Here is a 24,699-nt window from a genome sequence, read left to right as displayed (position 1 = left end):
GGATGCCCTGATGGCTCGCAAAATTACCAAGCGTCAGCAGCAAATTTACGACTTCATCAAGGAATATCAGCAGGAGAAGGGTTATCCGCCCAGCGTGCGCGAGATGGCTTCTGCCGTGGGCCTTTCCTCCCCCAGCACCGTGCACGCCCATCTATCTGCCCTGGAGGCGCGCGGGCTACTCAAGCGCGATGCCACCAAACCGCGCGCCTTGGAACTCTTTAACGAGGACGGTTCCTCTGTCTCAATTTCTAAAACTGACGAGCCCACCGCACCTCGCGGAACGGTCTCGCTACCGCTCGTTGGTCGCGTCGCGGCTGGGATTCCCATTCTGGCCGAGCAGAATATCGAAGACACTTTTACTATCCCGACCGAAATCGCCACCGATCAGGGTTCCTTTATCCTTGAGGTGCATGGGAGCTCAATGATCAATGTCGGCATCTTCAATGGCGATTACATCATCGTCCGTGAACAAAAGAGTGCCATGAACGGCGAAATTGTCGTGGCCATGATTGATGGTTCAGCGACCGTCAAGACGTTCTACAAGGAGCAGGGACGCGTACGCCTGCAGCCCGAGAATGACACCATGGAGCCTATCTATGCAACAAATCCCGTTATTTTGGGCAAAGTCGTCGGCTTGATGCGCCGGTTCTCGTAATGCGAAAACGCATCACCATCTTTGATACCGTCCGCGGGTTTACGATGATTTCAATGGCAGGTTTTCACGCTTGCTACGATCTCGCCTACCTGTACGGTTGGGATATGCCCTGGTTTACCCAGACTGTCTTTCAAGACATCTGGCGCGCCAGCATCAGCTGGGTATTCTTGTTTATCGCGGGTTGGATGTGCACTCTTTCGCGCAACAATATCAAACGTGCCGCCAAATACGCCTTAGCAGCACTCGTCGTCTGGTTGGCAACAACACTTGTCTCAGTCGACGATTCGGTTAATTTTGGCATCATCTACTGTATGGCCGCATGTACCGGCATCGTAGCGTTGACCAATCCCGTCCTTAAGAAGATTTCGGCGAGATTGGGCATGTCCCTATGCCTTGTGTTGTTCGCCCTCGCCTGGAGCATCCCCAAAACGACCTACCCTGTCCCCTACCTGGCGTGGCTAGGATTTCCGAGCCCTGGGTTTATCTCAGGTGATTTCTACCCCATCATCCCGTTTATCTTTATGTATCTTGCAGGATACTTCGCCGCACACATAGCGCAGGGAATCGGTAAGACCGCCCCAAGCTGGGCCTACGCCAACCCCCTACCGGCGCTCGCCAGCCTTGGACGTCATGCACTCCCCTTTTATCTGCTGCATCAGCCCATCATTCTGGGCATTTTGGAGCTCGTCTACTCGGTGCGATAACGCTCTAGACGTGGCGCGATTCGGGCCGGCAACTTCGCCACAATGCGAACTCCGTCCTCTAGATATTCCTCATGCAGAAGGGTTCCCTGCTCATGCACCAACGTGATGAGGGCGCCCTCACGATACGGGATATCAGCGGAGAGCAACACATCGGTGGCAGCCGCCTCACGAGCAATATGGTCGACGAGATCGTCGAGTCCCTCGCCCGTCTGGGCCGAAAACAGCACGGCCTCGGGATAGCGACGACGGAAACTTAATCGATCAACGCTATCGAGAAGATCGATTTTATTGAATACGGTCAGCGTTAGGCGCTCTCCGGCGCCGATCTCATCAAGCACGCGGTCGACAGCCTCCAGCTGCCGTTCATAGTCCTCGTCAGACGCATCTACGACTTTGAGAATTAGATCGGCACCCAAAACCTCGGACAGCGTCGATTTAAAGGCATCGATAAGACCATGCGGCAGCTTTTGAATAAAGCCGACGGTATCGGTAATCGTCATTCCGCGACCGCCGGGCAGGCGATACGAACGCGTCGTCGGGTCGAGCGTAGCAAACAGCTTGTCCTGCGAAAGTACCGTAGAGCCGGTAAGACGATTGAGCAACGTCGATTTACCGGCATTGGTATAACCGGCTAACGCGACGCGAAACGCCGGTGACTCAATGCGGCTCTTGGATTGAACATCGCGACGCTGTTCAACCTGCTTGAGCTCACGACGAAGCGCAGCGATCTTATTACGAATAAGGCGACGGTCGACCTCGAGCTGACTTTCGCCCTGACCAAAGCGCGAGCCGATGCCGCCGCGCGTCTGTTCCTTGGCGAGATGACTCCACATGCCACGCAGACGAGGCAACAAATATTGAAGCTGTGCCAGCTGTACCTGTAGGCGTCCCTCACGCGTCTGAGCATGAAGGCCAAAGATATCCAAGATCAGTGCAGTACGATCGATAATCTTTACCGGCTCGCCCACGGCTTTCTCCAAATAGGATTGCTGCGAGGGCGTCAGGTCGTCGTCAAAAATAACGACATCGGCATCCATGCGATGTACCAGGCCGCACAGCTCTTCAACCTTACCGGAACCGATAAACGATTTAGGATACGGCTTTACCAAACGCTGCGATAAGCGTGCCACGCACTGGGCGCCAGCCGTGTGGGCAAGACGCTCCAGCTCATCAAGCGAGCGATCGAGCGGCCATGCATTGTCGCGCCATTCAACACCAACCAAAATGGCACGCTCGGGCTCGGGTGCCGTGGGAACAAGAGGAAAACGGGCCATTAGGCAGCCTCAATACGATGCAGGATATCCTCAACGACCTCATCGATCGTAAATTTATCCATATCAAACCACGCGATACGGTCATCGCGCTTAAACCACGAAAGCTGACGCTTGGCATAACGACGCGAACGCATCTTGATGAGTTCGCGAGCCTCATCCATGCTCATCACACCATTGAAAGCATCGATGATCTCTTTATAGCCAATTGCCTGCATCGACGTCAGGGCATCTCCCAGCCCCTGGCCCATAAGACCGCGGACCTCATCGACAAGGCCCTGCTCAAACATCAGATCGACACGCAGGTTAATGCGCTCGTAGAGCACCTCACGATTACGCGTCAGACCAAACCACAGAGCGTGATAATGCTCGCGCGGAACACTAAACTGCGACTTTTGCTGCGCATAGGAAACGCCATCATCGTGCATTTCGAGCGCGCGAATCACGCGACGCACGTTATGGGGATGAATAACAGCAGCCGATTCTGGATCACGCTCGGCAAGCAGGGCATGCAGTTCTTCCTCACCAATACGCTCGGCAAGCTCCTGATAGCCCGCACGGCGATCGTCCTCAAGTTCACCCGAGGGAAAGTCCATCTCATCAAGGGCAGCCTTGAGATACAGCCCCGTACCTCCGCAAAAAACAGGCAGGCAACCCGAACCAAGGAGACGTTCAACATGCGCGCGAGCGTCAGCCTGATAAAGCGCAGCAGAATATGCCACACCCGGCTCTACAATGTCGACGAGACGCAGTGGCGCCGTACACTCATTGGGCGCCATCTTTGCGGTACCGATGTCCATGCCGCGATAGATTTGCATCGCATCGCACGACAGCACTTCGGACGAAAGACGAGCTGCCAAACGGTCGGCAACATCACTCTTACCAACCGCCGTCGGACCGACGATCGCAACGGCGGAAAGACCTGTCCCGGGAGAAACCATTAGCGCGGCTCGCCCACAACGGAGCCGGACAAATACCAGGTCTTGGCAACGTCAACGTCAACATCAACGATCTTGCCAACAAGCTGATCGATGCTGTAACCCTCGGGGATAGGCGCATGAACGGTCTGATTCTTGGGGCTCTTGCCCAGCAGGACCGCGTCGTTCTTTTTACTCGTTCCCTCAATGAGCGCCGGCACCACAGTATGAAGCTCACCCTGGTTATACTCGTGCGCCGTGGTCTCGATAACCTTAACCAGGCGATTGAAACGCTCGAGAATAACCTCATGCGGCGTAGGATCGTCAATCTCGGCGGCCGGGGTACCGGCGCGCTTGGAATAGATGAAGGTATAGGCCTGAGCATAGCGGACCGTCTCAGCAAGTGAGAGCGTCTGCTCAAAGTCTTCTTCAGTCTCGCCCGGGAAGCCAACGATAATGTCGGTCGAGAGCGCGATATCGGGCATGCGGTTGCGAATGCGATCGACAAGGCCCAGATAGTCCTCGCGTGTATAACGGCGATTCATCTCTTTGAGGATCCGTGTCGAACCTGACTGGACAGCCAAGTGCAGCTGCGGCATAACGGCAGGCGTCTCGGCCATGGCGTCGATGGTCTCGGGCAGCAGGTCCTTGGGATGTGAAGATGTAAAGAAGATGCGCTCCACACCCGTATCGCCTACGGCGCGCAGCAAATCGGCAAAACGCGGCTTGCCAAACAGATCGCGACCATATGAGTTAACGTTTTGGCCCAACAGTGTGATCTCGCGCACGCCCTGGCGCACCAAACCGGTCACCTCGTCGACAATCTCCTCGAAGGAGCGGCTCTTTTCGCGACCGCGCACGTACGGCACGATGCAGTAGGTGCAGAAATTATTGCAGCCCGTCATGATGGGCACCCAGGCGTGATACTGGGTCTCGCGATGCCACGGCATGCTCATGGCATCCGTATCCTCATGCTCATTGGTGCGGATATGACGCTTGCCGTCAAGGAACGCCTCGGCAATGAGCTCGGCCACATGTGCGATAGAATGCGTGCCAAAGATGACATTGACGTTATCGACGTTGGTGAGCAGGCCCTCACCATCACGCTGCGCGATACAGCCACCCACGGCAACCACGCGCTTGCCCGAAGGCGAAGGCGGCAGGCTTTTGCAGGAATTGCACTGACCGTACAGGCGAGTATCGGCGGCCTCACGCACGCAGCATGTCATGAAGACAACGATATCGGCATGCTCGGGATCGAGCGCCATGAGGCAACCATACGAATCGAGCAGACCGCTCACGCGCTCGGAATCGTGCTGATTCATCTGGCAGCCAAAGGTGCGAATAAAGTAGGTTTTACCGGCAAGAATATCGCGTACGGAACGCTGGTCCATGTGCATAAGTCCTAACGATGGGGAGCAAAACGAGGCAATCAGAAGCTATGCCACAGGCTTAACATCATCCATGACGACGTTATCCATTGCAGCTCGATTGATCTGGTGAACGTAAATAGAAAGACGGATGGCCGTGCGCGACTCCCCGTTAATAAGGATGTCGGAGAACACGGGCGCGCAGGAAATATCAAACCCGGTTGGGATCAAAAAACCGCGCGCGATAGCAACGGCCTTAATGGCCTGGTTGACAGCACCAGCGCCGACACACTGGATGTTGACGGGTACACCATCCTTGACCATGCCGGCGATGGCGCCGGCAACGGACGCGGGCGATGATTTGCTTGATACCTTCAGGCAATCCATGAAGAAACTCCTGCGTTTAAAAGTACGTTTTAACTGCAATAACTGTATCGTACCGAGTGGACTCGGTAAAGGCACTATTCCTCTTTGGCAAGATCGAAGGTCACAGTGATTCGATCACGCGAAACACGAATCTTTGGGTCGCCACAAAGGTTGAGATAGTACCGGGCGGCAAGGTCATTAAAGTCACGCTCCACAGCACGCGAAAACTGTGCCATGTCATCCTTGGCAATACGTAGCCCGCGACGATCCTTCGCAAGATCGACAGGAGCCGGCGCATGCGAGGACGAATCACGCTCGCGCAGCAGACGCGCGGTCACACCGCGAACGGGCTTAATCTGCCCTGCCAAAATGCGATGAGCAGTGCGCTCGGACATCTCAAGACCCAAACCCGAACAGATACGGATAAAGTCCTCGGCATCAGAGGCAAGGCCTAAACGATCGACAACCGGAAGCTCACTCTCGTCATCAATGAACAGGAGACGCGACGTATCGAGCCGACTTGACGCCTGAGCATAAAGGGTCGCGGCAATCTCAGACGGAGAACCAAGATAGACATCGCAACCACGCAACTCCTCGAGCGCAAACTCACAAGCAGCGCGAATAATATTATGCGGGCCGCGAGCACAGACATAACGTCCGTCCTCATCCTTGACGGCCTGGGGCCAGCTGGACTGATCGGCACGCTCACTGAGGCGGTCGGCCGCAACGCTCACCTTAAAGGCCGAGCCAAGGTCGACACCAGACGTGACCACACGGGCCTCGTCAGTGTTCTGCTTGATCGAAAACAATGCCATGCCACGACCGTGAACGCCCCAACGGTCCATCTTCATGCTCTCGAGCTTGGAGGTAACGCGGGCATCGAAGATTCGCTCTTGCATATCCTGTGGAACGCCCGAACCGTTATCCAGAAAGACAAGCGTGCGGACGCCATCTTCCTTGGTCGTGGCGAGATAGACCTTGTCGGCACCAGCATCGCGAGCATTACGGAGCATTTCGATGACGATATCCTCGACATGCTGAATGTCGTGCTTTGCCTGGCGCCGCTCGGCCTCCGAAACGCGGAGGCGGACATACCCCTCGCCAAGGTTCTCCTCGACGCGAAGGTTGCCCTCCCCCGACATCGACGCGATAAATGAGATGAGCTCGTTCGCGTCGCTCATGTTATTTAGCGATATCGACAGCGCGGCTCTCGCGAATCACGACGACGCGCACCTGACCGGGATACTCCATCTCTTCCTCGATCTGATGGGCGATATCGTGAGCCAGGACCGTGGACTGGGCATCGGAGATCTTGTCCGGCTGAACCATGACGTGTACCTCGCGACCAGCCTGCATGGCATAGGTACGCTCGACGCCTTCATGGGAGTTGGCGATCTCCTCGAGCTTCTCGAGACGCTTGATGTAGTTCTCGGCAGACTCGCGACGGGCACCGGGGCGAGAAGCAGAGACAGCATCAGCGGCCTGTACCAGGACATCGAGCACCGTGTTAGGGTCGACATCGGCATGGTGAGCCTCGATAGCATGAACGATAACGGGCTTCTCGCCATAACGGCGGGCAAGCTCGGCGCCGATGACGGCATGCGGACCCTCGACGTCGTGGTCAATTGCCTTGCCCAGGTCGTGCAGCAGGCCGGCGCGCTTGGCGGTCACAACGTCCAGGCCAAGCTCGGAAGCCATCACGCCGCACAGGTCAGAGACTTCGAGGGAGTGCTGAAGCACGTTCTGACCAAACGAGGTACGGTAGCGCAGGGCACCAAGGGTCTTGACGATCTCGGGGTGCAGGTCGTGAATGCCGGTATCGAAGGCAGCCTGCTCGCCAGCCTCGCGCACGCGCTGCTGAACCAGGTCGGCAGCCTTGTGATACATCTCCTCGATGCGGGCGGGGTGAATGCGGCCGTCGGCGATGAGGTTCTCGAGGGCAACACGGGCGGTCTCACGACGGACCGGGTCGAAGCTCGAAAGAACGACGGTCTCGGGCGTGTCGTCAATCACGAGGTTGACGCCGGAAACCTGCTCGAAGGTCCGGATGTTGCGACCCTCGCGACCGATGATACGGCCCTTGAGGTCATCAGAGGGAATGTGCACGGAGGTAACGGTGACCTCGGCTGTGTGGTCGGCAGCGCAGCGCTGAATCGCCAGGGACAGAATCTCCTGGGCGGTCTTGTGGCACTCGGCGCGAACCTGCTGCTCGGACTCGCGAATGATCGTGGCGGCCTCGTGGGTGACCTCGCCGCGAACCTTATCGAGGAGCTCCTTGTGGGCATCCTCGCGGGTCAGGTCGGCGATACGCTCGAGCTCGGAGGTCTGCTTGGCGCAGAGCTCCTCAAGCTCGCGGGAGCGTTTCTCGACCTGACCGGCCTGGCTGGACAGCTGGTGCTCACGCTTGTCGAGAGCGTCGTTTCGGCGATCGAGGGACTCCTCGCGCTGCATCACACGGTTCTCGAGCGTACGAATCTCGCTCTTACGCTGCTTGTCCTCGGCCTCGGCGGCCTGCTTGTTCTTGATGATCTCCTCTTTAGCCTCGAGCAGAGCCTCTTTTTTGAGGGTCTCGGCCTGACGCTTAGCATCACCGATCAGGGACTCAGCCTGCGCGTGTGCCGACTGAATCTTTTCGTCGGCCTCGTGAAGACTACCCTGCTTGGCGGTGCGCATGTAGGCAATGGCGGCGATGGCACCCAAAACGATGCCAACGAGCGCTGCGATGATAGGCATGCTCACTCCTTTTTATGGATTCGTTACACAACAAAGCGAACCGTCCTTACGAACGGCTCGCGACATTTGAGTAATATGGGCGCAGCTTATGCGGGTCGGATACAGATAAACATATAAACAAACTCATCACAGATGAGCACATATCACAAAGCAAATGACAGTGTTTATCGTACGTTGAACCACAACAACTGTCAAATAAATGGCCCCGGCACGGCGGCTAAAACGCGGTGAACGGCAGGGCCACAAAGCGCATACGCCTAAACCGCACATTTCTCGCGTTCGGCATCGAGACGTGCCTTAACGGCATCGGCGGCGATGTGATACGAGAAGCCCTTGCCCATCAAAAACCGAACCAGTTTTTCAAATCCGCGCGTCTCTGGAACACGCCGCTTGGCGAGCAGGGCTGACGCACGCGCCAAATCGTCTTCGACGGCAAAATAATCCTCGGGATAACCGGGAATGTCATCGAGCACAACATGACGGCGCTTGAGCTCTGTCTCGATTTTGCGCTGTCCCCAACCGCGCCGCTTGCGCTCCTCGATAAAGTACGAGCAAAAGCGGCTCTCGTCTAAAAAGCGATACTCGGTGGCGCGCTCGACGGCGAAATCGATCGCAGGCTGGTGAAAGCCGTAGCGAGCTAGCTTGTCACGGACCTCACCCGTCGCATGGTCGCGGCGCGATAGCATCTCGGTCACCATGGTGAGTGCACATTTACGCTCGATGAGCTGCACCGCCTCACGAAAGTTGTCCCAATCACAGGGAAGATCGAGGCGGTTTTTGACATACAGCCGCGCGACCCGCACGGGAATCCAAATGGACCGCTCAAAACCGCCCTCAAGCTCACAATCGATATGTGCGCAAGGCTTTTTGGACGCATACCCGCTCGAGAACGAGGAGACCGCCTTCTTATCGGGAAAGACGACCGTGGCCTCGGTCACCGTATACGACATGAGCGTAACCGCTACTCGTCGTCATCATCGAGCATGGCGGAACCATCGATGGCGTAAAGCTCGTCAAACTCCTCAGGCGCAGGCTGATCGGTCAGCTCGACCTCGGACGGAGCATCGTCATCAAACTCAAGCCCGCAGGCAAGGCGGACCTTATGCTCAATCTCGTCAGCGCAATCGGGGTGTTCGCGCAGGAACGCCTTGGCGGCCTCGCGACCGTTGCCGAGCTTGTCCTCGCCATAGGCAAACCAGGAGCCCATCTTCTTGCAGATGCCGCACTCGACAGCCATGTCCAGAATCGAGCCCTCCTTGGAGATGCCCGTACCGTACATGATGTCGAACTCAGCAGAACGGAACGGAGCCGCCACCTTGTTCTTAACGACCTTGGCGCGCACGCGGTTACCGATAACCTCATCCTTAAGCTTAATGCTGTCGATGCGGCGAATGTCGATACGCACCGAAGAGAAGAACTTAAGGGCGCGGCCGCCCGTCGTGGTCTCGGGGTTTCCGAACATGACGCCGATCTTCTCACGCAGCTGGTTAATGAAGATGCACGTCGTATTGGACTTGGACAGCGAGCCGGCGAGCTTGCGGAGCGCCTGGCTCATCAGGCGAGCCTGAAGACCGACCGTAGTATCGCCGATTTCTCCCTCGATCTCGGCACGCGGGGTCAGCGCGGCGACGGAGTCGACGACGATGGCATCGATGGCGCCGGAACGCACGAGCATGTCAACGATCTCGAGCGCCTGCTCACCCGTATCGGGCTGGGAAATGAGCACCTCGTCGATATCCACACCGATGCGCGCGGCATACGTGGGATCGAGCGCGTGCTCGGCATCGATAAATGCCACAACGCCGCCCATAGCCTGGGCCTCGGCCAAGATCTCGAGCGAAAGCGTCGTCTTACCGGAGGACTCAGGACCGTAAATCTCGACGATACGGCCGCGCGGCACACCGCCGATACCCAGAGCGGCATCGAGGGCCAGGGCGCCCGTGGGAATGGCCTCGACCTCGAGCTCGGGACCACCGTCGCCGTACCTCATGATGGAACCCTGGCCGAATTTCTTCTCGATCTCGGCCTTGGTGGTGGCGATCATCTCATCGCGCTCTTTACCCGTCGTGCGAGCATGAACGGTACGTACGGGACCTGAATTCTTGGCCATGAATAGCCCTCCTCTTAACAACCTGCATCGATAATAAACGAACGGCTGTTCGTGGTCAACCGTTCAGGCCAATCATATGCAGGCGGTCTTTCCAAAACCCAACCAAACGCCGACCAAACACTGACCAAATACTTGACCACAAAGGACCAAATATGAACAAGGCAGGCAAAAATACATCTACAACCAGCACAAACGCTAAATTTGTCAGAGGTCCCTATCTCCACAATTAAGGGGCCCTAAGGCCCCTTAAAACATGTCTATTCCATAGAATTGAGCACAAGGGCAATGCGACCCAATGCCTCCGTGACCGCATGCGCACGAACACACGAACGGTCGCCCTCATGGTGGCAGCGCACAGAGTCCACGACCGGCACGCCCCCATCGGCGGAACGATGCGCCCAGCCAATATAGAAAGTGCCCGCCGGATCGTCCTCAGTGCCACCGCCGGGGCCGGCATAACCCGTTGCGCCCACTGCAATATCGCTCTGGTACAGCTCCAGCGAACCCACCGCCATCTCGCGCGCGGTCTGATGCGACACCGCGGTATAGCGGTCGAGCGTCTCCTGCTCAACACCAAGAACGCGATGCTTAATCTCATCGCAATAGGTCACCACACCGCCACGCAGCACCGCCGAGGCGCCCGGGATATCGGCAATCGTCGATGCGATCATACCCGCCGTCAGCGACTCAGCCGTCGAAACCGTCACGCCCCGAGCGCTCGCGCGCTCGACAATATCGCGCGCCAGCTCCTCATTGTGTGCGGAAATCTGCTCAAAAGATTCCGTCATACCCACCAGGACCTAGACCGAAAAGACGATCTTGCGGCAGTTCCAGAAGTACTGGGCGCCCGAGATAACGGTCAGGACAACGGCAACGGCGTACAGGAAGCGCGACACCGAGTAGATGCCGAGCGTCAGCGCCACCGGGCCAAGGTGCAAGCCGGCCATCGCAAAAACGCACAGGTAACCGCAGATGGAGACCATCGTGGTTGCCGTCTTGTACTTGCCGAGCTTATCGGCCGCAACGACCACGCCGGCCGCACTCGCAACCATGCGTAGGGCGCTCACCAGAAGCTCGCGGAACAGGATAATGAACACGGACCACACGGTCACCGCGTCAAAATCCAAGAACAGCAGCAGGGCCGAGAACACCAGCAGCTTATCGGCGATAGGATCCAAGAACTTACCGAAGTCGGTGATCTCGTTGCGCGAGCGCGCCAGATAACCGTCGACCTTATCGGTGCACGACAGGATCACATACAGAATGAAGGCAGCGGCGGCGAGCGGGCCGTCAAAGGTGCTCCAATCCGTACCGGCAACACTCGTGTGAGAAAGCGCCGAGACGATCATGAACACTGGGATAAAGACGATGCGAACGCACGTCACGATGTTGGCGGGCGTCCAGACACTCGTCAGTTCCTTATTGCTCTCGTTTGCCACGACGCTCTCCTACTCCACAACATGACCGATAAGCTCATAGCAGAAGCTATCGGTAAACTCGACGGTCAGAATATCGCCCACGGACGCCTCGCTGGCGTCCAGATGCACCGCTCCATCGGAATCGGGCGCCTGGAACCAGGCATGGCCGATCAGCTCGGCGCCGTCCTCGGTCTCTTCGATACCGTCGACGATCACCTGGGCGCGCTCGCCCACATGGGCGGCGGTGGCGGCAAAGCCGAGCGACTCGGCCAGGTCCATGGCCTCCTGGGCGCGCTCGAGCTTGACCTCTTCGTCGACCTGTCCGTCCATCTTGGCGGCCAGGCTGCCCTCCTCCTGCGAGTATGCAAAGACACTCGTGTAGTCAAAGCCGACGGTGTCCATAAAGTCGATAAGGTCGCGGAACTCGTCGTCGGTCTCGGTCGGGAAACCGACCATGGCCGTGGAACGAATCACGATGCCGGGGATGCGCTCGCGAAGGTCGCGGAACAGATCCTCGAGCTCCTGGCGCGAACCGGAGCGACGCATGGCCTTGAGAATGCGCGCGTCGCAGTGCTGCACGGGGATATCGATATAGGGCAGCACCTCGGGCGTATCGCGAATCGTCTCGATGAGTTCGTCAGTCATGCCCTCGGGCTGCAGATAGAGCACGCGGATCCACACGTTATGAGGACGCACCGCCTCAGCAACGGCCTGCAGCAGCTGCGCCAGATTGCGCGGCGCGCCCTCGGCGAGGTCCTCGTCGGCGAAGTCGGTACCCCAGATGCCCGTGTCCTGACCGATCAGAACGATCTCGCGGACGCCACCGGCGACCAGGTCGCGTACCTCGGAGATGATGCTCTCGGCATTGCGCGAGTGGTAACGACCGCGGATATACGGGATCATGCAGAAGCTGCAGAAGCGGTTGCAGCCATCGGAAATCTTGACGTAGGCGACAGCACCCTCGACGGTACGTTTGACCTGCGGGATATAGGCTGCAATCTCACGCTCGACACCCAGCACGCCATCGATGACCGCCACGATGCCATCTTCCTCGTCGGCCTTCACAAAGGCAGCGACCTCGGGCAGCTCGTCAGGCAGGTCATCGCCATAGCGCGACGGCACGCAGCCGCACATGACGATGGGGCAAGAACGAACGCCGTCCTGAACCTCGTTGGCGAGCTCGAGCGTGGTCTCGATGCTCTCGGACGTTGCGGAGGCGAGGAACGAGCAAGTATTGACGATGGCGATATCGGCATCCTGCGGGTCGAATGCCTCCTCGTAGCCCGCGGCGGTCAAAAGAGAACGCATGCGGTCGGTGTCAACCTCGTTCTTAGCGCACCCGAGGGTGATGTAGAGCACGGAGCCCAACGGTGTATCCATGTTGGAGAGCGGTCCTTTCGATTGATATTAGCGGTAGTTGGTGAACTGCAGCGGCTGGCCGTAGTCCTGGTCGCGCAGGAACTGAATCACGGTCTGCAACGCGTCCTTCGAAGCAGAGGAAACACGCAGCTTGTCGGCCTCGATGGTCACCTTGACCTTGAGCTTTTGATCCTTGATGTCCTTGTTGATCTTCTTGGCGGTCGCCTGGTCGATACCCTCGACGATATGGCCGAGCACGCGCACGGTGCCGCCCGATGCCGCCTGCGGAGCATCCCACGAGACAGCCTTGAGGTCGATGTCGCGCTTGATGAGCTTGGAGCTCAGCACGTCGACAATCTGTTTGGAGACAAAGTCGGCCGGGGCGTTGATCGTAAAGAGCTTGTCGCCCTTCGAAAGCTCGATCGTGGCGCCGGAATCCTTAAGGTCATAGCGCTGGGAAATCTCGCGCGTGGTCTGCTGGAAGGCGTTGTCGACCTCTTGCATGTTGACCTCGGACACGACGTCGAAGCTGGAATCTTTAGCCATGATGTTTCCTTTCGCGTACGAGCGGCCTAGTAGCTATCGTACGAATTGTCGGTAGAATCGGTGGGTGTCTGACCGTCAGTTGCGGTATCGGCGCCATCCGTGGACTGGGCATCGGTACCGTCGGTGGTATCGGTACCATCGGTGGTGTCGGTACCATCAGAACTTTCACCATTCTCGGAATCAGACGTCTCCTTCTTGGGAACGGTGATCGTCACACGCGCCACGCCCGAGGTCTTGGTATCGTAACGAACCTTTTCACCGTTCTTGGTAACGGTGACATCGGAAGGCTTGGACGTGGTGATCTCGATCGAAGACTCGGGCGTGTACTCCTGCTCAAAGGGGCCAGTCGCCTGGGCGCCATAGACCGACTTGCCGTCAACCTTGACCTCAATCCACGCGGTCTTTCCCTTGGCAACGGAGACTTTGACCTTCGTGACCTCGTTCTCTTCCTTCTTGGCCGTCGTCTTGGTGGCGTCCGAATCAGTCGACTCATCCGTCGCCTCATCGGTGTCATCGTCCTCGTCGACCGTTTCGGTCTTCTTAGAAGACTTCTTGGTCGTCATCTTGGTAGCAGTGGGCGTCTCGGGCGTGTTCTCGGGCGCCGAAGATGCGCAGCCGCGCAGAAGCACCACGATGAGCACAATCAACAGCAGCACAACGGCACCGATGCCGGCGTAGACGATACGCGGATCGAGCCCGTTGTTTTGAGGAGTACGTGATCCGCCGCGTCCACGACTGGAACTGCTGCGGCCGCCTCCCTGAGGCATACGACCACGATTGCTATCGGAACGGCCGCGATAGCCACCCTGGCCCTGAAGGCTGCGCTGACCCGAGCGGGGCGCAAGTTCACCGCGGCCTTGATAGCCACGCTGGCCCGAACGCGGAGCCGAAGAGCGCTGGCCATACGGCTGTGATTGAGAGCGAAGACGCGGCGTCACCTGCGTGGTATCGGCATCCGCATAGCCACCGCGAGAGCGTCCGGTGGAGGCACCACGGTAACCGCGATCGGAATAGCCGCCGTCGCCGTAGCCGGCACGAGGGTCACGCGCTACACCGCGGGCAGCGGGAAGTGCACGGTCCTCGGGCATCGGCGTACTGCGGAACCGGTCACGCTGTGAGCGAATCTCCTCACCCGAACCCGTCTCGGTAATATAACCGGCCTGCTGAGGACGCTGTCCATAGCGGGTCGAACGACCGCCCTGAACCATCAGGAAGCGCCCGTTGTCGACCGAGGAACGCGAATTGACGTAGCCAGCGGCGTCCTGAAAACGACCGCCCTGCTGCGACGTCTCGCGCTCATATGCCATCAGATCGTCAAAGTAGGCATTGACGACCTCGCGCGGATTGAGGCCCAAAAAGCGAGCATAGCTCGAAATCATGCCCTGCGCATAGCCGCGCGGCGGCATCGAAGCAAAGTTACCGGTCTCGAAAAACTCGATGATCTGCGGCCTGATTTTGATGGTGTTGGCGACTTGCTGAATGGAAAGGCCCATTCGGCGACGCTGCTCGAGCAGCATGTCACCAAAGCGTGCAGCCATCAGAATCCTCCAAACTCACGATCTTCACGTGCCATCTCGGCGTCGACAGATTCCAGCGCGGCAAGCCCCTCCTCGTCCAGCAGGACCTCGCGCGGCTTGGAACCGTCGGGCGGACCGACGACACCCTTTTCTTCCAGCATGTCCATAATACGCCCGGCGCGCGCATAGCCAACCTTCAGACGACGTTGCAGGCCAGATGTGGAGCCAAGCTGCGATTCCACCACAATATGGGCGGCTTCCCAAATGAGAGGATCATCGTCTTGCGGCTCGGCGACTCCGGTGCGGACAATGCCGCCGCCACCCGCCATGGACATGGAAGCGGGCGCCACGGCAGACAGGATCTCCTCGTGGTAGTCGGGCTCGCTCTGCGACTTGACGAACTCGACAATCTCGTTGATTTCGTCATCCGAGACAAAGCAGCCCTGGATACGGCGAGGCTTGCCCCAGTCGACCTTTGAGAACAGCATGTCGCCCAAACCAGTGAGCTTTTCGGCGCCCATCTGATCAATGATGACGCGCGAGTCGATACCCGTGGCGACGTTAAAGGCGATGCGGTTGGTGATGTTAGCCTTGATAAGGCCCGTCACCACGTTGGAGCTCGGGCGCTGCGTGGCCACGATAAGGTGGATACCGGCGGCACGGCCCAGCTGAGCAATACGCACGATCGAGGCCTCGACATCCTTACCGGCGACCATCATCAGGTCCGAGAGCTCGTCGATGATGATGACCAGGTAGGGCATCTTTTGCGGCGGGTTATCGTAATGCTCAAACTCGCCGGCGGCCTGCTTTTCGTTGTAAGTCGAGATCTTACGCACGTTGAGACGCTCGAAGACCTTCAGGCGACGCTCCATCTCGGACACGGCCCATTGCAGAGCGCTCGCGGCCTGCTTGGGCTCGGTCACTACAGGCACGTAAAGATGCGGCAGACCGTTATAGCCCGCAAGCTCGACGCGCTTGGGGTCGACCATGATCAGGCGAACGTCCTCGGGAAGGGCGCGCATGAGCAAGGTCGTGATGATGGAGTTGATCATGACCGACTTACCGGAACCCGTGGTACCGGCGATCAGCAGGTGGGGCATCTTGGCAAGGTCGGCGACGACCGGCGTACCCTCGGCATCTCGACCGATGGCGAGCTCGAGCGGACCGCCCTTCACATAGGGAAGCACGTCGCCCAGGTTGACGTTCTGGCGCTTGCGATTGGGGATCTCGATACCCACAAGCGAGGTGCCGGGGATCGGGGCAAAGATACGCACGGACTGGGCAGCAAGCGATAGCGCGATATCGTCCTCGAGGCTCGAAATCTTGCTCACGCGCTCGCCCTCGCCAGGTTGCAGCTTAAAGGTCGTCACCGTGGGGCCGGCGATCCAGCCGACCACGCGGGCACTACGACCAAACTCCAGCAAGGTGGACTGAAGCGACTCGGCAGTCTGTTCCAGCTCCTTGTCAGAAGACGCGGAGGAAGCCGACTGCGGGTTGGCATGCAGAATCTCAAGTGGCGGAAGTTTGAGGCCGTCCTCTTCTTCGCCCTCGTTATCTGCGGCGCCGCCGTCCGCTCCCCCATCGCTAGCCGCAGCCGATTCGACAGCACTCAAGGCAGGCGCATCGGCAACCTTGGGATGCTTCAAGAAGTCGGGGGTCTGAGGTGCTGCCGAGACAGGATTCACGGCAAACGGCGGCTCGGACTCGTCGATCTTATCGGGGTCGTCTTCCATCGAAAGCTGACCGGTTACCTGGTCGCGCTTTGCATGGCGACGCGGCAGCAAAGTTGTCTTTGCGGTCTCAATCGGAGCCTCGTCGTCCTCGTCATCGCCCTCGGTGAGCTCAATCTCGCTCTCGGACCAAGACGGGTCGGGCTCACTCGTATTGAGTTTGGGCGCAGCCTTGCCCTTCTTGGCATGGCGGCGCGGCAACAGCGTCGTCTTAGCGCGCTCAGCTTCCACGGCATCGGACACGTCGACAAACGGATCCTCGTCCTCGTCGTCATCGTCCAAAACCGCTTCCACATCGTTGCCCATGACCGTGGTCACGGCAGCATCGGAGCCCTTTTGACGAAGAATGCTCAGGTGAGGACGGGCAACGCCGGGCACCGACAGGGCCTCATCGTCACCCCACGGACTCGCGTTGACGTCGGCACGACGGCGCTCGGCAAAATCTGCCGCACGGTCGCGGGCAGAGCGCAAAACGCCGCCCACCGAAAAGCCGATGATGACCAGGCCCACGACGACAAGGCCCAACAGGACCACCATCGCGATAGGCTTACCCAGGGCATTCTGCAGCGCACTCGCAATAAACGCACCAATGTAGCCACCCGAGGCGGACAGATTTTGCGGCGTGAACATAAGGTCGCACGAGTCGCTCGTACCTGGCACCATCAACGAAAGAATGGAGACGACGGCGATAAAGACCACGGCGCCGCCCGCAACAGAGCGCGCGTTGAGCGGCGAGTCCTCGCCTAAAAAGAGCGTGGCGGCAAACAGCAAAATGACGATCGGCAGCACGTAGGCGCCCAGACCAAAGCCCAAGTGGTAGAAACCGGCAACCGCAGCCGTAACGGGCGCAGTCGCCGGCGAAATCACGGCAATAAAGGACGCAATCGCCAAGACGGCAATGACCACGCCGGCGATATCGCGGTTGGCCGAGGGCTCGACCAAGGGCTCGAAATCATCGAACTCGGACTCGTGACCCTTATTGGCACGCAGATGGGAACCGGCACCCTTAGCAGATGCCGGTTGGTTGTTGGCCTTATTGCCTTTGGCGTTTTGTGCAGATCCGCGCGCCAAACTAAACCTCCATGACGACCGGGATGATCATCGGACGAGTGCGCGTACGGCTCCAGATAAAGTTGGAGAGCGAGTCGCGCACGGCCTTGCGAATGGCATCGGAACCGCTGCTCGTAAAGCTGAACTTGCCCTTCTCGATCGTCTTCATAATGGACGCGGAGGCATCCTCGGAGAACTGGTCGTCGATGGCAAACGAGACGCCGCGGCCCGAGAACTCGATGGCCTCGATCTTCTTGTGCTTGAGCGAGACGATGGCGACGGCCGTGACCATACCGTCGTTGGCGAGCTTCTGGCGATCGCGCAGGACGATGGGGTCGGTATCGCCGATACGCAGGCCGTCGACGTAGACGACGCCGGACTCGACGGGCGTACCGCGTTTGACGATACCGCCGCGCATCTCGAGCGTGTCGCCGTTATCGAGGATAAAGATATGATCGTCCTTGATGCCCATCTTGCGGGCCAGCTGGGCATGGGCGCGCAGATGCACGGCCTCGCCGTGAACCGGCATAAAGTACGTGGGCTTGGCCATGGCCATCAGGAGCTTGAGCTCCTCCTGGCTACCGTGACCGGAGACGTGGACGAGAGCGCGGTTCTTATCCCACACGTCGCAGCCGAGCTTGGCCAGGCTGTTGACGACCTGCTGGACGGCCTTCTCGTTGCCGGGAACGGGAGTTGCTGAGAGGATGACGGTATCGCCCTCGTGGATGGAGAGCGTCTTGTGCTCGCCATTGGCCATGCGGGACAGGGCCGACAGCGGCTCGCCCTGCGAACCGGTGCACATGACGACGATCTTGTCGTCGGGCAGGTTATCGATATCGAAGGCATCGATGATATCGGCATCGTCGATGTTGAGGTAGCCCAGCTCGCGCGCGACGCGGGTGTTGGTGAGCATGGAGCGACCGGTCACAACGACCTTACGGCCGCACTTACGGGCGGCATCGCAGATCTGCTGCAGGCGATGAATGTGGCTCGAGAACGACGCGACGAACACGCGACCCGGGGCGTTCTTGATGGCGTGCAGCAGATTGGGACCAACCTCGGCCTCGGACTTGGTAAAGCCGGGAACCGTGGCATTGGTGGAGTCGGAAAGCAGCAGGTCGATGCCCTGCTTGGCAAAGCGGCTGATAGCGGCATAGTCGGGCGTGACACCATCGATGGGCGTCTGGTCGAGCTTAAAGTCGCCAGTGTGCATAACGGTGCCCTGATTGGTGCGAATGAACACGCCCAGAGCGCCGGGGATGGAGTGCGTCATCGAGAAGAAGTCGAGCGAGATGCCGCCGAGGTTGACATGGCTGCCGCCCTTAACCTCGCGGAACTTGGGTGCGCGGATGCGGAACTCAGAAAGCTTGCCTTCGATAAAGCCAAGCGTCAGCTTGCTCGAGAAGATGGGCACCTTGTTGTTGAGGTCCTGCAGCAGATACGGAAGCGAACCGGTGTGGTCCTCGTGGCCGTGGGTAACGATGATGCCGCGGAGCTTCTCCTCGTTCTCCAGAACATAGGTGTAGTCGGGAAGCACCAGGTCGATACCGGGCTGGGAATCGTCGGGAAACATGAGGCCGGCGTCGACGAGCACCATGTCGTCGCCGCACTCGAAGACCGTCATGTTCTTGCCGATGCCGTCAAGGCCGCCGAGCGGAATGATCTTCAAGGGAGATGATTTTTTAGCTGCCATAGGTTCGTGTGGTTTCCTTTCTTCGAAACGGGTCTGGAACAACCGACGGGGCGCTTCTGGCAAACCGACCGCCGGGAACGTACAAACATGCATCACAGAGTCGATGCAATAACCACAGTATGATACCCATTTGCACAACAACAGACCACCCATGCATCAAAGCCCCATCTGAACCTGTGTATCCCGCCGGTCAGGGCTCAGCGGCCCCGGCACGGGCTAAGTTTCCTGCTCTACAGTCCTGCTCACGACGGAGGCCACATTAAGTGGCCTCCTGTTCGTGCGGAACTCGCGATAAACTTAGCCCGTGCCGGGGCCGCTGAGCCCTGACCTGCCAATATGAGATAGGTTTATTTTGGTAGGTTTTATCAGGGGAAATACTGCTGTGTCTATCTACTGATCTGAAATCTGACTACTGAATAGACTGTCTAACTAAATAGCGAGCGGCACTAACCAGCCCTTTTGCTTGCGCCCGGGAGGGCCGCATATGAAGTTTATCGCGAGTTCCGCACGCAAAGGAAAGCACTTAATGTGCTTTCCGTCTTGCGCAGGACTGTAGAGCAGGAAACTTCATATGCGGCCCTCCCGGGCGCAAGCAAAAGGGCGACCCCTGTACGGAGTCGCCCTTGTTGAGCTGCTTATGTGTAGCTGTTACTCGGCGTCGTGGTGACGGCGGGGCTTGCGACCTCCGTTGTCGCCGGGACGGCGCGGACGGTCGCTGCGCTCGGAGCGCTCGCGACGCGGACGCTCACGGCGCTGGAAATGCTCGCCGTCGCCCTCGGAGGCACCCTCGGCGCGAGCCGGGGCCTCGGGCTTGTCAAGACGATCGAGCGAGATCTTGCCGCGATCGTCGACCTCGATGACGACGACCTTGACCTCGTCGCCCACGTTGAGGACGTCCTCGACCTTCTCCACGCGGCCCTTGGCAACGCGGGAGATGTGCAGCAGGCCGTCCTTGCCGGGCAGCAGGTTCACGAAGGCGCCGAAGGGCTGAATGGAGACCACGCGACCGGTGTACTCCTCGCCCGGCTCGGGAACCTTAATGATGAGCTTGATGCGCTCGACAGCCTGATCGACGGACTCGCCGGTGCCGCCGACAAAGACGGTGCCGTCCTCCTGGATGTCGACCGAGGCGCCGGTCTCGTCCTGGATACCACGGATGACCTTACCGCCGGAACCGATGACGTCGCGGATCTTGTCGGTCGGAACCTGGATGGAGACGATGCGCGGGGCGGTGCTGCGCGTGGTGTGGCGCGGCTCGGGGATCACATCGAGCATCTTCTGCAGGATGAAAGCGCGACCCTCCTTGGCCTGCTGCAGGGCGCGGGCCAGGATGTCGAAGGTGAGGCCGGTAGCCTTGTTGTCCATCTGCAGGGCGGTGATGCCCTCGGTGGTGCCGGTGACCTTAAAGTCCATGTCGCCCAGGAAGTCCTCGAGACCCTGGATGTCGGACAGGACCACGGTCTTGCCCTCCTCCTGGATCAGGCCCATGGCGATACCGGAGACCGGGCGCTTAATGGGCACGCCGCCGTCCATAAGGGCGAGCGTGGAGCCGCAGGTCGAAGCCATCGAAGAGGAGCCGTTGGACTCCATGACCTCGGAGACGACGCGGATGGCGTAGGGGAACTCGTTCTCGTCGGGGAGCACCGGAAGCAGAGCGCGCTCAGCAAGGTTGCCGTGGCCGATCTCGCGGCGCTTGGGGCTGCCCATGCGGCCAGTCTCGCCGGTGCAGAACGGCGGGAAGTTGTAGTGATGCATGTAGCGCTTGCCCTCGGTAGGCTCGATGGTATCCAGACGCTGGCCCTCGTTGAGCATGCCGAGCGAAAGAACCGAGAGCACCTGGGTCTGGCCACGCTGGAACAGGCCGGAGCCGTGAACGAGCGGCAGGTAGTTGTCCTTCACCATGATGGGGCGGATCTCATCGGCGGCACGGCCGTCGACGCGCTCGCCGGTCTCGACGACCATGGTGCGCATGGCCTTCTTCTCGAGCTTCTTGAGCGCCACGGGGATCTCGCGCTCCCAAGCGGCCTGCTCCTCCTCGGTGAACTCGGCGCGGATGGACTCCTTCAGAGCCTCGACCTTACCGATACGGGAGAGCTTGTCGGCATCGCGAAGGGCGGCTGCCATCTCGTCGTAGTGGGCGAAGATGCGCTCCTGGACCTCCTCGACGGGCTGATCGAGCGGGTACTCCTTCTTGACGATGGGGCCGTTAACCTGCTCCCACTCGGCGACGAACTCGTCCTGAGCCTGGCAGAAAGCGGCAAGGGCCTCCTGGCCAAACTTCATGGCGGCGAGCATGTCGTCCTCGGAGATCTCCTCTGCGCCGGCCTCAACCATCGAGATGAAGTCGGCGGATCCACCCAGCTCCAGGTCCAGATCGGAGTTCTCGCGCTCCTCGTAGGTGGGGTTGACGATAAACTCGCCGGTCTCCACGTTACGGCCGATGCGCACACAGGCAAGCGGGCCCTCGAAGGGCACGCCGCCGAGCGTCATGGCCAGGGAAGCACCCATGACGTTGATGACGTCAAAGGGGTTGACCTGGTCGGCGACAAGCGAGGTAGCGACGATGTGCACCTCGTTGCGGAAGCCATCCGGGAAGCTCGGGCGAATCGGACGGTCGATCATGCGCGCGGTGAGCGTGGCCTTCTCGCTGGGACGGCCCTCACGCTTGAGGTAGCCACCCGGGATGCGGCCGGCGGCGTACATCTTCTCGTTGAAGTCGACGGTCAGCGGGAAGAAGTCGTAGTTCTTGCGCTCCTTGGAGACGACCACGGTGTCGAGCATGGTGGTGTCGCCCTGCTTGACCAGGCAGGCGCCGGTGGCCTGCTTGGCAAGCTCGCCCGACTCAAAGGTGTAGGTCTTGCCGTACAGCTCAAAGGTCTTGGATACGAGTGTCATTGTTCTCCTTTACCCCACAGGCCCCTTGCCTGCGGGCTTCTCATGTGACGCGGGCCCCCTGCCCCCGCCACGCTTCAGAGCGTGATTGTTCACGCCCTTACACAAAAAGAGCGCCCCGCTGCGCAGGACGCTCTTAGCATGTACAAATCCTACTGGATGTTGTCGCGGATGCCCAGAGCCTTGATGAGCTCACGGTACTCGACGATGTCGTTCTTCTTGATGTAGGAGAGAAGACGACGACGACGACCGACGAGCATGAGCAGACCACGACGGGTGTGGAAGTCCTTCTGGTGGGACTTCATGTGCTCGGTCAGCTCCTTGATGCGCTCGGACAGGATGGCGACCTGAACCTTGGGGTTGCCGGTGTCGACCGGGGTGTTACCGAACTGGGCAGTCAGCTCCGCCTTGCGCTCTTTGGAAACAGTCATTGTTTCACCTTTCGTTTTGCGTCGCCATCGGGCGACTCGATTCGCCTCGGACTGGGAAGCCGCCGGTGGAGCGAGCAACCAAGGTCGAGGTACCAACAGGTCGGTATGTTACCACAAGCAGCCCGCGCCTGCGCATCATCACCGACCCAACATGAATTCCATCGCACGGAGGCGCTGATCGGTGTGCGTCGCAGCCCAAACATGCGAAAGCCCCAGCAAAAAGGCTGCGGTATGCGGGTCGATTCGCTCGGCCAAAAGCGCATCGAAGGTCATGGACATGAGGGCGCGCAGCCATGCGGCCTCACCGGTCGACACCAGTTCGGCACCTGGAACGCTCGACGCGCACGACCCGCACATGAGGCCGCCCGCCTGGGGCGAAAAATACGACAGCATGGGGTCTCCGCACAGCACGCAGGCCGAAAAATCGGGTCGATAGCCAACGTGCGACAGCAGCTTAAAGACATATGCCGCAACAAGTAGATCCATATGCGCCGTGTCGAGCCCGCTGCCCACCAGGGCAAGCGCTCGCTGCGTTATAGCAAAGGTAAACGGGTCCTCGGCGTCCTCGAACGAGCACACGCGCGCGACCTCGGCGATCGCGCTTGCGGCGCAGGTCGTCTCGTAATAGGGCGCAGCGCCGAGCGGCGCCTCCATAAGCTCGGCCTGAGAAACCACGTCGAGTGACCGTCCATGCGCGAGCAGCATATCGACCGTACAGAACAACTCGCAGCGCGCAGCCAGACGTCCACCGGGTTTGCGGGCGCCCTTTGCCACGGCACGAACCTGCCGGCCCCGCTCGTCAAGCATCGTCAAGATCAGGTCCGTCTCTTTGAGCTTCGTCTTATCGAGGACGAGCACCTTCGTGCGATATGTCCGGGAGCCTGCCATTGACGCGAACTAATCTTCCGCGTTGTACCCAAAGCGGCGAATCTGGGCCTCGTCGTCACGCCAGCCGGCCTTGACCTTCACGTCCAGCTCCAAAAAGACCTGCGTGCCAAAGATGCGCTCAAGATCGCGACGGGCGTCGATACCGATATGCTTGATCATCTCGCCGCCCTTGCCGATGATGATGCCCTTCTGGCCCTCACGCTCGACGTAAATGGTGGCGTGCACGCGTAGCACCTTCTTGGTCTGCTCGAGCGCATCGCAGATCACGCCAACGGAGTGCGGGATCTCATCACGGGTGCGGCGCAAGACCTTTTCGCGCACAAACTCAGCAACGAGCGTCTCGTCAGAAGCGTCGGTGCCCATGTCCTCGGGGAACCAACGCGGGCCTTCGGGCAAAAAGTGCGCAACGGTCTCGATAAAGGCATCGACGTTGAAGTTCTTGACCGACGACGTCACGATCTCGTCGTCATATTCCATGAGCTCGTGGGCGGCCTTAAGCTGCTCCATGACCTGTGCGGGGTCGGCCTCATCGGCCTTAGTGAGCACCAGGACCTTCTTGCAACGAGCGCATCTGACACGCTCGGCAACCCAGGCGTCTCCCCTGCCGATGGGCTTGGTGGCATCAATCAAAAACGCGACGACATCGACATCGTTCAGCTCGAACAACGCACTCTTGTTAAGCTCGGAACCCAGGCCGTCCTTAGGCTTATGAATACCCGGGGTATCGACAAAGACCAGCTGGTAGCCGGGGCGGTTGACGACGGCGCGCATGCGGCGGCGAGTCGTCTGGGCCACCGGCGAGGTGATGGCGACCTTCTTGCCGTAACAGGCGTTGAGCAGCGTGGACTTGCCGGCGTTGGGACGACCGACCAGGGCCACAAAGCCGCTGCGGAAACCGGGCTCCACGTCGCCAAAGCCCGCGAGGTTGTCGTCCTCGTCGCACAGGGCGTCGAGCTCCTCATCGCTCATGCCCTCAAACGGGTCGAACTCCTCGGCCTCGTCATCCAAAATCTCATCGATAGGCTGCATATTGTCGGACATGGGAATCC

At 59.4% G+C, this 24,699-nt stretch carries 21 protein-coding genes; 2 read left to right on the top strand and 19 right to left on the bottom strand.

The features are described from left to right. The first annotated feature begins 10 nt into the window (after nucleotides 1-10). Both lexA and I4W07_RS05025 read left to right on the top strand, forming a co-directional pair. Nucleotides 11-655 carry a transcriptional repressor LexA gene (gene lexA / locus I4W07_RS05030; protein WP_196025817.1) on the top strand — a complete coding sequence of 215 codons (645 nt, stop codon included), beginning with the start codon at nucleotides 11-13 and terminating at the stop codon, nucleotides 653-655. After that, nucleotides 655-1,359, top strand: a complete 705-nt coding sequence (locus I4W07_RS05025; protein ID WP_196025816.1) for a heparan-alpha-glucosaminide N-acetyltransferase — start codon at nucleotides 655-657, stop codon at nucleotides 1,357-1,359. The genes lexA and I4W07_RS05025 overlap by 1 nt, the downstream gene beginning before the upstream one ends. Here the strand turns inward: I4W07_RS05025 and hflX are convergent. The 19 genes from hflX to era form a co-directional block, all read right to left on the bottom strand. Then, on the bottom strand, nucleotides 1,344-2,633 hold the full coding sequence (hflX, locus tag I4W07_RS05020) for a GTPase HflX (protein WP_196025815.1): 1,290 nt from the start codon (nucleotides 2,631-2,633) through the stop codon (nucleotides 1,344-1,346). The two genes, I4W07_RS05025 and hflX, sit on opposite strands and share 16 nt — an antisense overlap. Next, nucleotides 2,633-3,571: a tRNA (adenosine(37)-N6)-dimethylallyltransferase MiaA gene (gene miaA / locus I4W07_RS05015; RefSeq protein WP_196025814.1), complete on the bottom strand. Its 939-nt coding sequence runs from the start codon at nucleotides 3,569-3,571 to the stop codon at nucleotides 2,633-2,635. Before miaA ends, hflX begins: the two co-directional genes overlap by 1 nt. After that, entirely contained in the window at nucleotides 3,571-4,941 is a 1,371-nt protein-coding gene (gene miaB, locus I4W07_RS05010; RefSeq protein ID WP_196025813.1) for a tRNA (N6-isopentenyl adenosine(37)-C2)-methylthiotransferase MiaB, read from the bottom strand. The genes miaA and miaB overlap by 1 nt, the downstream gene beginning before the upstream one ends. Before the next feature lie 45 nt (nucleotides 4,942-4,986). Continuing rightward, a complete protein-coding gene (locus I4W07_RS05005) occupies nucleotides 4,987-5,304 on the bottom strand; it encodes a stage V sporulation protein S (protein WP_006235982.1) in 318 nt (105 codons plus the stop codon). Between the two features lie 74 nt (nucleotides 5,305-5,378). Continuing rightward, complete coding sequence (locus I4W07_RS05000; RefSeq protein ID WP_006235981.1) at nucleotides 5,379-6,464, bottom strand: ATP-binding protein; 1,086 nt, start codon at nucleotides 6,462-6,464, stop codon at nucleotides 5,379-5,381. 1 nt (nucleotide 6,465) lies between these two features. Continuing rightward, nucleotides 6,466-8,016: a ribonuclease Y gene (gene rny, locus I4W07_RS04995; RefSeq protein ID WP_117770339.1), complete on the bottom strand. Its 1,551-nt coding sequence runs from the start codon at nucleotides 8,014-8,016 to the stop codon at nucleotides 6,466-6,468. Between the two features lie 257 nt (nucleotides 8,017-8,273). Further along, a complete protein-coding gene (locus I4W07_RS04990) occupies nucleotides 8,274-8,966 on the bottom strand; it encodes a regulatory protein RecX (RefSeq protein ID WP_196025812.1) in 693 nt (230 codons plus the stop codon). 11 nt (nucleotides 8,967-8,977) lie between these two features. Continuing rightward, nucleotides 8,978-10,126 (bottom strand): recombinase RecA, encoded by a 1,149-nt coding sequence (recA, locus tag I4W07_RS04985; protein WP_022094695.1) that lies wholly within the window; start codon nucleotides 10,124-10,126, stop codon nucleotides 8,978-8,980. A 257-nt stretch (nucleotides 10,127-10,383) separates the two neighbouring features. Further along, the gene (locus tag I4W07_RS04980; RefSeq protein WP_196025811.1) at nucleotides 10,384-10,914 is read right to left on the bottom strand and encodes a CinA family protein; all 531 of its coding nucleotides are present in this window, start codon (nucleotides 10,912-10,914) and stop codon (nucleotides 10,384-10,386) included. 12 nt (nucleotides 10,915-10,926) lie between these two features. Continuing rightward, nucleotides 10,927-11,475, bottom strand: coding sequence for a CDP-diacylglycerol--glycerol-3-phosphate 3-phosphatidyltransferase (gene pgsA, locus I4W07_RS04975; protein WP_230317493.1), 549 nt, complete (start codon nucleotides 11,473-11,475; stop codon nucleotides 10,927-10,929). Nucleotides 11,476-11,574: 99 nt separating this feature from the next. Beyond that, nucleotides 11,575-12,924, bottom strand: a complete 1,350-nt coding sequence (rimO, locus tag I4W07_RS04970) for a 30S ribosomal protein S12 methylthiotransferase RimO (RefSeq protein WP_196025809.1) — start codon at nucleotides 12,922-12,924, stop codon at nucleotides 11,575-11,577. Between the two features lie 27 nt (nucleotides 12,925-12,951). Then, nucleotides 12,952-13,449 carry a YajQ family cyclic di-GMP-binding protein gene (locus tag I4W07_RS04965; protein WP_195503837.1) on the bottom strand — a complete coding sequence of 166 codons (498 nt, stop codon included), beginning with the start codon at nucleotides 13,447-13,449 and terminating at the stop codon, nucleotides 12,952-12,954. A gap of 26 nt (nucleotides 13,450-13,475) precedes the next feature. Continuing rightward, complete coding sequence (locus tag I4W07_RS04960) at nucleotides 13,476-14,987, bottom strand: helix-turn-helix domain-containing protein (protein WP_196025808.1); 1,512 nt, start codon at nucleotides 14,985-14,987, stop codon at nucleotides 13,476-13,478. Next, nucleotides 14,987-17,767 carry an FtsK/SpoIIIE family DNA translocase gene (locus tag I4W07_RS04955; RefSeq protein ID WP_230317486.1) on the bottom strand — a complete coding sequence of 927 codons (2,781 nt, stop codon included), beginning with the start codon at nucleotides 17,765-17,767 and terminating at the stop codon, nucleotides 14,987-14,989. Before I4W07_RS04955 ends, I4W07_RS04960 begins: the two co-directional genes overlap by 1 nt. A gap of 1 nt (nucleotide 17,768) precedes the next feature. Continuing rightward, entirely contained in the window at nucleotides 17,769-19,439 is a 1,671-nt protein-coding gene (locus tag I4W07_RS04950) for a ribonuclease J (protein WP_117654800.1), read from the bottom strand. A 648-nt stretch (nucleotides 19,440-20,087) separates the two neighbouring features. Then, the gene (locus tag I4W07_RS04945; protein ID WP_055309899.1) at nucleotides 20,088-22,334 is read right to left on the bottom strand and encodes a polyribonucleotide nucleotidyltransferase; all 2,247 of its coding nucleotides are present in this window, start codon (nucleotides 22,332-22,334) and stop codon (nucleotides 20,088-20,090) included. Nucleotides 22,335-22,483: 149 nt separating this feature from the next. Beyond that, complete coding sequence (gene rpsO, locus I4W07_RS04940) at nucleotides 22,484-22,762, bottom strand: 30S ribosomal protein S15 (RefSeq protein ID WP_035138510.1); 279 nt, start codon at nucleotides 22,760-22,762, stop codon at nucleotides 22,484-22,486. A 138-nt stretch (nucleotides 22,763-22,900) separates the two neighbouring features. Beyond that, complete coding sequence (gene recO / locus I4W07_RS04935) at nucleotides 22,901-23,650, bottom strand: DNA repair protein RecO (protein WP_196025807.1); 750 nt, start codon at nucleotides 23,648-23,650, stop codon at nucleotides 22,901-22,903. 9 nt (nucleotides 23,651-23,659) lie between these two features. Then, nucleotides 23,660-24,691: a GTPase Era gene (era, locus tag I4W07_RS04930; RefSeq protein ID WP_196025806.1), complete on the bottom strand. Its 1,032-nt coding sequence runs from the start codon at nucleotides 24,689-24,691 to the stop codon at nucleotides 23,660-23,662. Between the last annotated feature and the right edge of the window lie 8 nt (nucleotides 24,692-24,699).

This window comes from Collinsella aerofaciens, from assembly GCF_015670745.1.
Taxonomy (GTDB): Bacteria; Actinomycetota; Coriobacteriia; order Coriobacteriales; family Coriobacteriaceae; genus Collinsella; species Collinsella aerofaciens_T.
Note: the sequence above shows the minus strand (reverse complement) of the source record. Positions and strands in the feature narration are given on the sequence as shown.